Origin of the sequence: Thermobrachium celere DSM 8682 (genome assembly GCF_000430995.1) — a bacterium.
Lineage (GTDB): Bacteria > Bacillota > Clostridia > Clostridiales > Caloramatoraceae > Thermobrachium > Thermobrachium celere.
The window spans coordinates 77,244-89,846 of record NZ_HF952039.1 but is presented as its reverse complement, the minus strand read 5'-3'; the positions used below and the strand labels follow the sequence as shown (position 1 = coordinate 89,846).

The window sequence follows — 12,603 nt, the reverse complement described above, 5'->3', positions numbered from 1 at the left end:
GAGGGGGGATAATGTGGATAAATCCAAAAGGATTGCCTACAGTGGCATAGCCGCAGCACTTACTATAATATCGCTTTATTTAGGGCTTATAAGTGTCAAGGGTAAGATAACTTTTTTATCCCTTTCAAGCTATATCCTTGCAATACCAATTATTGTTTCTAATATATACACTGGGCTTTTGGTGGCATTAGCCTCAGATATATTAGCCTTTTATTTAATACCAAATAAGGTGTATGTGTTAGTTTTTATCCCTATGTCCTTTTATCCTTCTGTTAAGGCATATTTAGAGAGCAGAATAAAATTCAATTGGGTGTTTAAGTACATTTATTTTAACCTTTCTATAATAGCTGTGTATAATGTGTATAAGTTTTTTATTTCAAAGGACATTGTAATAGGTTATTATTATTTATTCTTAATAGCAGCACAACTATTTTTCTATATATATGATGTTGTATTTACAAAATTCATAGGATGGGTGATAAATAAATTAGGGCTGTAAAACACAGCCCTATACTATTATTTCAACTTCCTCACCATTTTGTGATCTTACAGATACTAATTTTAATCCCTTATATTTTCTTAATTCCTTAAAACATTTCTTTAAAGCTCTTAAATCTATGCAATCTATAGTTTCTTTAAACTCCTTATGAAGCCAAGGCTTTCCGAAAAAAATAGTAGCATTAAATATATTAATTGCAGTATTTAATAGAAAATTTGGGATGAATATATCTATTTTTTTACCATTATTTTGCTTGATGTATATTCTCATCTTTCTCACCATTATTCAACTACAACTTCAACAATGTCACCGTTTTCGCTCTTTATATCTACTATTTTACCTTCGAGGCCTTCACTTACTGCCTTTAAAATAGCCTGCATATCAATTTCTTCGAGTCCCTCAACGCCTTCGACTTTTGGTAGCTTTTTAATAGCTGTACCAAGTGTACTAATAAATTTAACAGGAACATTAATGTTTACATTGTCTCCCTTTGATGACTTTACTATAATTTTAAACATTTTTTCTTTAGTTTCATTTATTTTTTCTTGTTCTTTTGAATTAAAAAGTGAAATGAGTTCAGCTGCTTTTTGTGAGTCAATTTTGCCCTCCTCAACCATTTTTAATACCTTCATTACTTCTTCGTTCATTTTAATCCCCCTTATTTATTTTTTAATAAATTAATTGCATCATCGGCTGTTATTTCACCATTTTCAAGCTTTGTTAGTATATCAAGAGTATTATTTTCATCTTTTGTTTTTGTTGGTATGTAACCAAGTGCAGATATTACATCATCAAGTTTGCTTCTTACTGTAGGGTAGGATACTCCAAGTTCCTTTTCAACGTCCTTTATATTTCCCCTGCATTTTATAAAAACTTCAATGAAGTTTAGTTGTTCTGTTGTTAAATTTGAAAATCTTGAAAGCTCAAATTCATTTTCAATAACAGTTTCACATTTTTTGCATTTAAGTTTAGTTGCAATTAATTTTGAATTGCACACAGGACATTTGGATATAATTTTAAATGTCATACTTTTTCACCTCTCTTAATTATATTATAACTCTAATATTAAAAATGTAAATATAAAAATTAAAAATATTAATATATAACACATGAAATATAAAAATATTTAATAAAAAAATTAAAATTTTAAATAGATGTATTTGTTTTCTTAAATAATTTATTAATAAAAAAGGTTTTAATTTGACACCGAATAGGAGAACTGTAATTATACTTTTTGTTTTATTTTTAAGTGCTTTTATTATGTTTGGAGAAAATTAGGTGGAACTGTAGGTAGGGCAAAAAGTCTAAAAAATAATATGTAAAAAATTGTGAATAATATTTTTAATTTTACACAACATAATAAAAAAGGGGTGAAGATATGAGACTTGAAAGGGCTCTGGAAATCCAAGATTCACTTGGAGTAATTGATGTAAAGTATAACGGACACAGCGTTTGGATTGAGGAGGTACATAAATCTACTAAATCAGCAGTAGTAAAGGATCTTGAAACCAACAAGGTGTTTGAAGTACCAGTATCAAAATTACAGGAAGGATAATAAAAATACTTTAGGTGCCTAGCACCTAGAGTATTTTTATGTGTGCCCGGCATGGTCGACAGCTTGGCGGTGAAAGCCCCCTATAGGTTTGGTGTGGTAACTACTAGTTAAATGGCAAGGGTGCCTATCGTAAGGTGGAATCTGAAGGAAGCCGGAGGCAAAGTCCCGGCTCGATGAACAAGAACTACATACGAGACTGTTTTGAGGTGGATGAGTTTACAAAACAAAGTCCAATATTACCCGAACTTCATGCAGTAAATGTGGCGAGTATATTGGACGAAGGTGGTTGCTCTTACCTGGGGAGGTCTAACAGATACATCACTAAAAGAATGAACTTTCAAAGTGGTAACCTATTAAATGTTGGACAGTTGAACTATTAGAAGTCAGCAGAGGTCATAGTACCATGAGATACGCTTTATCATAGGAAGGACTGAATATTAGGAGGTTTTAAATTTTGAAGACTTCGAGAGATATGCAAAGATTGCAGAAAACTGAATATACAGGTTATCTTGCTGAGAATAATGTGGAACATGAAGATAAACAAGGAGTGTATAGAGTATCTCCGGCAGTCTTAGAAGGAGAAACCTGTGCAGAGGAATATGGAACCTTAGAAAGACTACTCTCAAGAGAAAATATACAAAGAGCGTACAAGAGGGTAATTGCTAATAAAGGTAGCCATTGAATAGATAGAATGACAACCTATGAACGTCGGGGATTTCTAATACAAGAGTGGCCAGAAATAAAATTAGCAATATTGCAAGGTAAATACAAACTACAGCCAGTTATAAGAGTTGAGATACCAAAACACAATAGTGGAGTTTGACTACTTGGGATACCAACTGTTCTTGATAGGTTAATTCAACAAGCGATAGCTTAAGAATTAACATTAATATTTGATAAAGGCTTTTCAGAAAACAGTTATGGTTTCAGACCAAATAGGAGTGCAAAAGATGCTGTAAAGAAAGCAAATGAGTACATAAATGAAGGATATATATGGGTGGTAGATTAGACCTAGAGAAATTCTTTGACAAAGTAAATTACGATATCCTGATGAGTTTAGTAAATATAATCCTAGACGATTTAGACAAAGAGTTAGAAAAGAGAGGACATAAGTTCTGCAGATATTCGGATGACTGCAATATATTTGTTAAAAGTGAAAGGGCAGGACTTAGAGTTTAAGAGAGTGTAACTGATTACATAGAAAAGAATCTCAAATTAAAGGTAAACAAAGAGAAAAGTGTAGTTGATAGACTATGGAAAAGAAAATTTCTTGGATTTTCTTATAATATAGTCCAAGGAGAACTAAACATAAGAATAGTAGAGGAAAACAAAAGAATTTAAAAACAAGATAAGAGATATAACTAGCCGAAGGAAACCGATAAGCATATAAGAGAGAATAAATAAATTTAATCAAATAATAATTGGATGGGTGAATTACTTCGGACTTGCGAAAGCAAAGACCCATATGAAAGAATTAGAGCAATAGATAAGAATATAAAGAATGTGTGAATGGAAACTATGGAAAAAGTTCAGAAAAAGGGATAGGAATCTGATAAGATTAGGAATGAAACCATATTTTGCAAAAATATATGCCAATACCCGAAAAGGATATTGACATATAGCAAATAGTTACATTCTATCAACAACTCTAATTAACGAATATTTTAATAAGTAAGGATATAAAAGCCTAATTTCACAGTATTCTAAAATGTATGTAAACTAATGAACTGCCGTGTACCAGACCGGTACGTACGATGGTGTGAGAGGTTGCTGGATAAAATATATTAAGCTCCTACTTGATTACAATTTACACTTATAAATTCTAGCTTCATAAGGCTTTAAAGTTATGCCATCTACATTTTTATCATCGCACTTATAGTTTGATAAAACAAGCTCAGCCTCTTTAATTTTCACATCTTCAGGAAGATTAAACGTAGGTGTTCCATCAAAGAAGTTTACAATTACAAGGAAGGCATCGTCTTCACCTTTTCTAATATATGAATATATCTCTTCATGTTCCCTATTTATTTCAATAAAGTCTCCATAAACAAGAGTTAAATTATTTTTTCTAAGTTCAATAAGCCTTCTATAGTAATTTAATATGGAGTTTTCATCCTGCATTTGAGCCTTAACGTTTATATCTTTATAATTTGAGTTTACCCTAATCCAAGGAGTAGCTTCGCTAAATCCAGCGTTTTTACTGTCGTCCCACTGCATTGGAGTTCTTGCATTGTCCCTTGATGTTAAGTGAAGTCCCTTTATATAGTTTTCGTGGCTCACAAGTCCAGATTCAACAAAATCCCTATATTTATTAAAAACAGCAACATCTCTATAATCCTCAAGTTCAAAGTCCCAAGCGTTTGTCATACCTATTTCATCGCCATAGTAAATAAATGGCGTTCCCTTTTGGGTAAGCTGTAGTGTTGCAAGCATCTTTGCAGACTCTCTATGGTATTTTTCATCATTTCCAAGTCTTGAAACTGTTCTTGTTGAGTCGTGGTTTGAGAAAAATATTGGGCACCAGCCTTCCTTCTCATCCCTCATCTGCCATCCACTCATCTTTTCCTTTATCTCTTTAACTAAATCTATCTTTCTCCTCTCCCAGTCCTTTTCTCCTTTACCTACAGAATGCATGTCAAAATGGAAGGTCATGTCAAGTTCCTCTCTGTCAACGCCTGTGTATAGGTATGCGTTGTGGTAGCTTATTCCACCTGTTTCCCCAATTAAAACATGGTGTCCTGTGTTAAAGGCTCTCCTTCTTATTTCCTTTATATAATCATGCACCTTTGGAAGATTTTGAACGTATTTTATAAAGTCTCCATATATTTGACCTTCCTTAACCTCAGCATCGGGGAAGTTAAAGTCCTTTTCTAAGTGGTTTATAGCATCAAATCTAAATCCATCAACCCCCATGTCTATCCAGAACTGAATCATTTTAATTATTTCATTTCTAACATTTTCATTTCTCCAATTTAAATCTGGCATCTTTTTTGAGAAGAGGTGTAGATAGTATTCGCCAGTTTGTTCATCATATTCCCAAGCACTTCCTCCAAAGAAGGAACCCCAGTTGTTTGGAGGATTTCCATCTTTACCAGGATGCCATATATAGTAGTCTCTATAAGGATTGTCCTTTGATTTTCTGCTTTCAACAAACCAAGGATGTTCATCGGATGTGTGGTTTATAACTAAGTCCATAATAAGTTTCATGTCTCTTTTGTGCATTTCTTCAATTAATAGTTTAAAATCATCAATAGTTCCAAACTCATCCATTATATCGTAGTAGTCACTTATATCATATCCATTGTCGTCGTTTGGAGATTTGTTTATAGGGTTTAAGTATATGATGTTAACTCCTAAGTATTTAAGATAGTCAAGCTTTTCTATTATTCCCTTTAAATCTCCTATTCCATCTCCATTTGTGTCCTTAAAGCTTCTAACATATATTTGATAAGCAATTCCTTCCTTCCACCAAACTCTATTCATAAAAACACCATCCTTTACAATAATTTATAAATTTTAAAATATTAAGAAAATATCACCTTTAAATTAAAGGCTGCCTTATTGAATTTATTTTTAAGACAGCCTGTATATTTATATTTCAACACATACTCCAAAGTGGTCTGATACTACCTCTTTGTTTTTTCCATTAAATATAACAAAAGAAGATTTAACAGTGATAGGCCTATTTACTAGAATTAAATCAAGCCTTAAATCATTTTTATTTTTATCCCAACCGGCTATTTTACCCTTAACTGTAACGCCATCATCCTTTACTAAAGCAAGGTTATATGTGTCAAATAGTCCTTTTTTAAGCATATAGTCATATCCTTCGTTTCGTATAAATGCGTTATTGTTAAAGTCTCCCATAAGGAATGTAAGCTTATTATTATCAATTGTATTATATAATCTATCGAACTGCTGTTTAAATGGTTCTTCTTCATCATTCCACCATCCAAGGTGGCATGAGTAGAAGTCTATTTCATTGTTATTTACAAGTAGAGTAGCTTTTAATATCTTTCTTGTCTTCCAAAAACTAAAGTTGTTTGAGTTTGTTATAAGGAGGGAGTTAGTATTTAATACTTTATGCTTAGTCAACAATGCAACGCCCTCTTCATATTTTCCATATCCTACATGACTCTTTTCATAAAGCATCGTATACTTTACCTTTGAAAGTTCATTTACTCTATTCATGAGAAGGAAGGCAAAGTTGTCTTCTTTAACAATGCCTTCCACAATCTTGCCTTCTATTAGTTGGTTTACTTCCTGTAAAGCTACAACATCATATTCTTTTTCAGCTATGTCCTTTGCAATTATTTCAAGCTTTTCTAGTTGGTTTTCTTCAATCCAAGAGTGGCAGTTTAGTGTTAAAAGCTTCATTATTATGCCCCCAATATATCGTTTATATCTGATTTTAATATATCTGCCTTAGGTCCATATATAGCTTGAACGCCCTTGTCCTTTATGATTAGTCCAACAGCACCGTTTTCCTTCCACTTGCTTTGTTCTGCAACCTTTGAAATGTCATTTACTGTAACTCTAAGTCTTGTCATGCAGGCATCTACATCAACTATATTTTCGCGTCCTCCAAGTAGTTCAATTACCTTTAGAGCAAGTTCTCTGTTGCTTATTCCTGTAGTTGTTGCAGCAGCCTCCTCTTCGGATGTATCAATTGTGTTTTCTCCACGTCCAGGAGTTAATATGTTGAATTTCTTTATTGCAAATTTAAATCCAAAGAAGTTTACTGCAAAGAATAGTACGCATGAAAATATGAAGTTCAATAGGTCTTTTGTAAGTCCTGCATTTATTATCATCGGAGTACGAGTTAAAAGCTCAATAAAACCAAAGGCATGTATTCTTAAGTTTATAAGGTCTGCCATTGCAAAGGCAAGTCCTGTAAAAACTGCATATCCAAAGTATAGTATTGGTGATGTAAACATGAACATAAATTCAATAGGTTCTGTAACACCAGTTAAGAACACTGCAAGTGCAGCAGATAGGAACATTGACTTATACTGTGGTCTTTTTTCTTTATCAACACTTACATACATCGCAAGTGCAATACCTATTAGAGATGCAGTAGAAGTAATAACTTGTCCTACCTTAAATCTTGCTGGATGTACAGTAGATAAAAGTTTGTTATATGTAGCCATATCTCCAGCAGCCTTTAGGTTGTTAAGGTCTGTAATCCATGCAAGCCATAGTGGATCTTGTCCATAAACTACCTGTCCAATTTTATCACCAGTAAGTATGTTGTAAACCCCACCAAGTTCTGTATAGTTCATAGGAATTGTAATCATATGGTGAAGACCAAAAGGAAGAAGAATTCTCTCAAGTGTTCCATATATAAATGTTGATATAAATGGAGCGTTGTCTCTTGATGTTGCAATCCACTTACCAAATGTATTAATACCTGTTTGTACAATTGGCCAAAATATTGAAAGTATGGTTGCTGTAATTACTGAACCTAATATAACAACAAAAGGAACAAATCTTTTTCCATTAAAGAAGGAAAGTGCATTTGGAAGTTTGTTGTAGTTGTAATATTTATTATAAAGTGTAGCACCTAAAAAACCAGATATTATACCAACGAATACTCCCATGTTAAGTGCAGGGGCACCAAGTACAGAAGTAAAGTAGTCTTTAACAACCAAGTTTGAACCAAATATAGTTTTAACTGTTGCGTTTGGATCTTGTAGCATTGCGCTATTTATACCAAATATTGCTCCTGTTACGCGGTTTATTAATATGAAGGCTATAAGCGATGCAAATGCTCCACCTGCTCTTTCCTTTGCCCAAGAACCACCTATTGCAACTGCAAATAATATGTGAAGATTTACTATTATACCCCAACCTAAGTCTTCAACTATTCTTGCAATCGTCTGTGCAAGTGTTATGTCCCCAAATAAAATTCCAATAAGCTTTCCAAGTGAAATCATAAGTCCTGCAGCAGGCATTACTGCAACTACTACCATAAGTGCTTTCCCGAACTTTTGCCAAAAATCAAAGGTGAATATTTTTTTAGACATAGTAAAACCTCCTTCTAAATGAGCAAACGATTGCATAAAGTGTAAAAAAATATTTGATGGTAAACCATCAAATATTTCAGACAATTAACAATTGTAGTATATAGTATAAAAAGTCTGATGTCAAGAAATAAACAATTAATCATAATATTTAAAATTATATGTCATTAATGTTAGTCATATCATATTTTCTAATTATTGTTTTTTCTCTATCAAGATTTAATACATTGCAGTCAAATCTATATCCTCTTATTCCTTGAAGTTGAAGTTGTTTTAAAAGTGTAAATGCTGGGTGGTTGTCAAAGCAACTAAATACTATATCACTATCACAGCCTTCACAGGCATTATCTATTTCAATTACATCGTAGTTATTTTCAATTATTTCTTGTACTATTTCATCGATTGAGTTTTTTAAGTTTGCGTCGATGTGGTATAAGCTCATAGAAGTCGCCTCCAATACAAGAATATTCAGATAATTCCAAAATTAAGTATAAAGCAAATATCGAAATTTGTCAATGATTTAACTAGTTTTTTTATAATTATATTTTTTATGGTGTTACCATTATGTTCTAATATTTTGGTTTACTAAATATAATTTCTATAAGATATGGGGGAGTGGTATATATAAAAAGGTATATTTTGGTTATAATTGCAATACTTTTTATACTATGGGGGGTAAATATGAAGGAGGAAAAGCTTGTTTTTAACTTTGAATATTCATGTGAAACAGAGCAGGAGAGGCTTGTTAGAAGCTTTTTAGAAAATAAATTAACAAACAGCCTAGGGGGAATTTATACAAATTATAAATTAGAGCAGGGGTCAAAGGATGTTTTATCTGAATCTGAGGGGCTTGCTATGATCTATTATGCTTACACTAAAAATGAAGAAAAGTTTAGAGAACATTATGATTTTGTTAGTAATAGAATGCTTTTAAGAAATAACTTGGTATCTTGGAGGGTTGGTGAGGATTATAAGTATTCAGCTTCAGCTAGTATAGATGATTTAAGGATTATAAGGGCACTTATAATCGGTTATAGCGTATTTGACAATAAAGATTATATAAACTTGGCAAAAAAGATATCTACTGCAGTATATAGATATGAATGCAAGAAAGGTTTTTTAGTTGATTATTATGATGGATATAACAAGTCAAATACTATAACACTTTCATACATAGATTTATATACCCTCAATTTAATGGGAAACTATGATTTAAGATTTAAAAGTATATATGAGAACTCTAGGTGGATACTTGAAAATGGTAAGATTGATGGAACTCCATTTTTTGCGTATAAATATAATTTTACAAGCAGGAGGTATTCAAATGATTTAAAGGCAGACATGCTTCAAAATGCAATAGTTGTAGAACATTTAGCAGAGGACAATATATTCTACCTTGATTTTATTGAGTTTATAAAAAATGAAATGAATACTAAAGGGGCAATTTATAGTCAATATGATATAAAAACTAGAAAGCCAACCTCCACTATGGAATCTACCGCAGTTTATGCAACTTTGGCAAGGATAGCACTTTATTATAAAGATATTGATCTATTTAATATGCTATTGCGTAGGATGATGGCATTTCAGGTTAAAGACAAATCATCAAAAATATATGGAGCCTTTGGAGATGTAAGAACAAACTATGCCCATTCCTTTGATAACTTAAATGCTCTTTTGGCCTTAAGGGTTGGAGGGTGTTATGTTAAAGAAAATACTGATTAGTTTAATTATAATACTCAGCTTTATGATGGGGAGAGCTTTTGCAGATAAGGTTAAGGACAAGGTTTTAATTGTATATGATGTAAGACATAAATTTGGTTATGACAATGATGAGGTTTTAACATTTAAATTGGCTTTAGGTCACTTTGATTTAGATGTTTATGAGGTAAGTGAAAGGGACTATTCATTAGGGTTGGTTAATAGGTTTGATTATGTTTTTGTAATGGGGCTTGATGATGAAAAAGTGAGTGAAAGATTAAAAGAAGATTTAATAAGATATAAGGGGATAGTTACTTTTATAGGAAGTGGATTTGAAGATGTATTAAGCCTTGATGAGTTTGGAAACTTTAAATTTTTAGGTAAAAATTTTAATGCTGTTGAGGTAATTTATAAAAACAGCATGTTACCTTTTAGTAGAAGTAAGTATGGAATAGGGGATAGGAATTCTGTTGATTTTTATGATGTAAGAAATGGACAAGTTATAGCTTATTTTAATGATGGAAAAAGGGAAATACCTTATATATTTAATTATAACAATATTTGGGTTGTTACAAGATATGATTCTGAAGGTCCTGTATTTTACATACTCTGTGATGTACTCCATGAGATTTTAAAAATTCCTCATAGGGAAGAAAAAAAGGTGTTTGTTAGAATAGAGGATGTTCATGCAAGGGTTGATATAAAGAGATTACGAAGAATTGGAGATTATCTAAAAAGTGAAGGAATTCCATATATGATAGCCCTAATTCCAGCCTATAAGGAGAATGGAAGAATATATAAAATGTCTGATAATAGGGAATTTGTTGAAACAATAAGATATCTTCAAAGTAATGGGGCAAGTATAGTACTACATGGTTATACTCATCAAATAAGAGATGAAAGGACAGGGGAAGGATATGAGTTTTGGGATATAAAAAATAATAGGCCACCTTCAGATGATATGGAAAAGTATATGCAGGATAGAATATACAGCGCAGTTTTAGAGTGTGTCAAAAATGGAATATATCCTCTTGCATTTGAAGCACCACATTATGCAATAAATAAAGAAGGATATGATTTTTTAAAGAAACATTTTTCAACATACGTTGGACACATTCAAACATCAAACTATTCTTTTTGTACAACAGCATATCCCTTTAAAATCCAAAATATAGAATTTATAAACAGGCTTATACCAGAAAATTTAGGATATGTATATAGCGATAATATAAATGATATTTTTAAAAATTTAGATAGAGCATCTATAGTTAGAGATTACTATGGAGGTTTTTATTTTCATACATTCATGGATATTAATTATCTAAAGAAAATAGTTAAAAAGATAGAGGATAAGGGTTTTGAGTTTTATGATTTAAAAATGGAGGATAACTATGTAAATATAAAGGATATAACAATACAAAGTAAAGGTGGTAATGTTGAATGTAATTATAGAAAAATAAACAGTTTTTATTTTAGCTTCAACCATATTCAAAAGGCAGTCTCCATTATATTTTTAAGTTTAAGTTTAGGTATGGTGGTTATTTTAATTCATTCCATAACTATAAGGAGGGAGAATGTATGATTTTTTACGATAGGTTTTTTTTATTCTCCCTTTATTCTATATGGATAATGCTTTTTTATGGGGGTATATTAACATTCTTTGGATATAAGTATTATTTAGAGGTTAGGAGAAAAAAGTTTAAAATAGACCAGTTTCCCTTTGTATCTATATTAGTTCCAGCGCATAATGAAGAAAAGGTAATAGAGGAGACTGTGAGGAGTATAATGGAGCTTAACTACCCTATTGATAGATTTGAGCTTATTGTAATAGATGATTTATCTATGGATAACACCTCCTTTATTTTAGGTAAGCTTGAGGATGAATTCGCTGGAAGGATGAAGGTTGTAAGGACAAATAAAGAAAATGGTGGAAGAGGAAAGGCAAATGCATTAAATGTAGGGTTAAAACATGCAGTTGGAGAACTTATTGCAGTATATGATGCTGATAACAGGCCAGATAAAAGAGCACTAATGTATTTAGTGGCAGAGATAAACAAAGATGATACATTAGGTGCTGTTATAGGAAAGTTTAGAACTATAAATAAGAATAAAAATTTATTGACTAGGTTTATAAACATCGAAGGATTAAGCTTTCAGTGGATGGCACAGGGAGGAAGATGGAGAATATTTAACCTGTGTACAATTCCAGGTACTAATTTTTTAGTGAGAAGATGCATACTTGATAAAATAGGAGGATGGGATGAAAAAGCTATAGCTGAGGATACAGAAATAAGTATTAGGATATATAGTATGGGGTTTAAAATTAAATTTGTCCCTCAGGCTGTAACTTATGAGCAGGAACCAGAGAATTTAAGGGTTTGGTTTAAGCAGAGGAAAAGATGGGTTAAGGGAAATATTTATGTTGTTTATAAATATTTATTAAGCAAAGATATGAGGAAAAATAGAGCTTATGCTGATGTTTTATACTTTTTTTTAGTCTATGTAATTTTTTTAGCTGCAATTTTTATATCCGATCTTGTTTTTATATTAGGTATCCTAACTGATATTAAAGTATATACTACAGGTAATCTTCTTTTAATTTGGTTTTTGGCATACATAATGTTTGTTCTTGAGGTTTCAATTTCTCTGTCGCTTGAGAAGGAAGAATTTACATTTAACAATATAATGCTTATATTTCTAATGTATTTTACCTACTGCAAGCTTTGGGGAATTGTTTCAGCTCAAGGATTATATTCCTTTATAAAGGATAGGGTTTTAAATAGAGAGCACAAATGGTATAAAACAGAGAGGTTTTAGGGGGGATT

Annotated in this window: 15 protein-coding genes; 8 read left to right on the top strand and 7 right to left on the bottom strand. The window is 31.7% G+C overall.

The annotated features are described in order from the left end of the window. Positions 1–13: 13 nt before the first annotated feature. Positions 14–499, top strand: a complete 486-nt coding sequence (locus tag TCEL_RS11990; RefSeq protein ID WP_018666474.1) for a hypothetical protein — start codon at positions 14–16, stop codon at positions 497–499. A 9-nt stretch (positions 500–508) separates the two neighbouring features. Here TCEL_RS11990 and TCEL_RS11985 read toward each other — a convergent pair whose 3' ends face one another. Genes TCEL_RS11985 through TCEL_RS11975 form a run of 3 tightly spaced genes read right to left on the bottom strand, consistent with a single transcriptional unit; the run spans position 509 to position 1,526 of the window. Beyond that, complete coding sequence (locus tag TCEL_RS11985; protein WP_018666473.1) at positions 509–769, bottom strand: hypothetical protein; 261 nt, start codon at positions 767–769, stop codon at positions 509–511. Positions 770–780: 11 nt separating this feature from the next. After that, positions 781–1,146 carry an SHOCT-like domain-containing protein gene (locus TCEL_RS11980; protein WP_018666472.1) on the bottom strand — a complete coding sequence of 122 codons (366 nt, stop codon included), beginning with the start codon at positions 1,144–1,146 and terminating at the stop codon, positions 781–783. A gap of 11 nt (positions 1,147–1,157) precedes the next feature. Beyond that, complete coding sequence (locus TCEL_RS11975) at positions 1,158–1,526, bottom strand: DUF2089 domain-containing protein (RefSeq protein ID WP_018666470.1); 369 nt, start codon at positions 1,524–1,526, stop codon at positions 1,158–1,160. Between the two features lie 351 nt (positions 1,527–1,877). Between TCEL_RS11975 and TCEL_RS11970 the strand changes: the two genes are divergently transcribed. The 4 genes from TCEL_RS11970 (at position 1,878) to TCEL_RS14250 (ending at position 3,540) form a co-directional block, all read left to right on the top strand. Next, the gene (locus tag TCEL_RS11970; RefSeq protein WP_018666467.1) at positions 1,878–2,054 is read left to right on the top strand and encodes an H-type small acid-soluble spore protein; all 177 of its coding nucleotides are present in this window, start codon (positions 1,878–1,880) and stop codon (positions 2,052–2,054) included. A gap of 454 nt (positions 2,055–2,508) precedes the next feature. Then, positions 2,509–2,736, top strand: a complete 228-nt coding sequence (locus TCEL_RS14140; protein WP_018666465.1) for a hypothetical protein — start codon at positions 2,509–2,511, stop codon at positions 2,734–2,736. A gap of 311 nt (positions 2,737–3,047) precedes the next feature. Then, the gene (locus TCEL_RS14135) at positions 3,048–3,233 is read left to right on the top strand and encodes a reverse transcriptase/maturase family protein (protein WP_018666463.1); all 186 of its coding nucleotides are present in this window, start codon (positions 3,048–3,050) and stop codon (positions 3,231–3,233) included. 217 nt (positions 3,234–3,450) lie between these two features. Next, complete coding sequence (locus TCEL_RS14250) at positions 3,451–3,540, top strand: group II intron maturase-specific domain-containing protein (RefSeq protein ID WP_278199864.1); 90 nt, start codon at positions 3,451–3,453, stop codon at positions 3,538–3,540. A gap of 314 nt (positions 3,541–3,854) precedes the next feature. On the opposite strand, the gene TCEL_RS11960 is transcribed toward TCEL_RS14250, so the two are convergent. The 4 genes from TCEL_RS11960 to TCEL_RS11945 all read right to left on the bottom strand — a co-directional run bounded on the left by TCEL_RS11960 (position 3,855) and on the right by TCEL_RS11945 (position 8,519). Next, positions 3,855–5,537, bottom strand: a complete 1,683-nt coding sequence (locus tag TCEL_RS11960) for a glycoside hydrolase family 13 protein (RefSeq protein WP_018666461.1) — start codon at positions 5,535–5,537, stop codon at positions 3,855–3,857. A 108-nt stretch (positions 5,538–5,645) separates the two neighbouring features. Continuing rightward, a complete protein-coding gene (locus tag TCEL_RS11955) occupies positions 5,646–6,431 on the bottom strand; it encodes an endonuclease/exonuclease/phosphatase family protein (protein ID WP_018666459.1) in 786 nt (261 codons plus the stop codon). A 2-nt stretch (positions 6,432–6,433) separates the two neighbouring features. Then, positions 6,434–8,080, bottom strand: coding sequence for a PTS transporter subunit IIBC (locus TCEL_RS11950; RefSeq protein ID WP_018666457.1), 1,647 nt, complete (start codon positions 8,078–8,080; stop codon positions 6,434–6,436). A gap of 154 nt (positions 8,081–8,234) precedes the next feature. Continuing rightward, complete coding sequence (locus tag TCEL_RS11945) at positions 8,235–8,519, bottom strand: hypothetical protein (RefSeq protein WP_018666455.1); 285 nt, start codon at positions 8,517–8,519, stop codon at positions 8,235–8,237. Positions 8,520–8,758: 239 nt separating this feature from the next. Here TCEL_RS11945 and TCEL_RS11940 point away from each other — a divergent pair, with 239 nt between their 5' ends. From TCEL_RS11940 to TCEL_RS11930, 3 genes are read left to right on the top strand one after another with little or no spacing between them, the layout of a single operon-like run. Continuing rightward, on the top strand, positions 8,759–9,802 hold the full coding sequence (locus TCEL_RS11940) for a hypothetical protein (protein ID WP_018666453.1): 1,044 nt from the start codon (positions 8,759–8,761) through the stop codon (positions 9,800–9,802). Continuing rightward, the gene (locus TCEL_RS11935) at positions 9,780–11,360 is read left to right on the top strand and encodes a polysaccharide deacetylase family protein (protein WP_018666451.1); all 1,581 of its coding nucleotides are present in this window, start codon (positions 9,780–9,782) and stop codon (positions 11,358–11,360) included. The genes TCEL_RS11940 and TCEL_RS11935 overlap by 23 nt, the downstream gene beginning before the upstream one ends. Next, on the top strand, positions 11,357–12,595 hold the full coding sequence (locus tag TCEL_RS11930) for a glycosyltransferase family 2 protein (protein ID WP_018666450.1): 1,239 nt from the start codon (positions 11,357–11,359) through the stop codon (positions 12,593–12,595). The genes TCEL_RS11935 and TCEL_RS11930 overlap by 4 nt, the downstream gene beginning before the upstream one ends. Positions 12,596–12,603 lie beyond the last annotated feature (8 nt).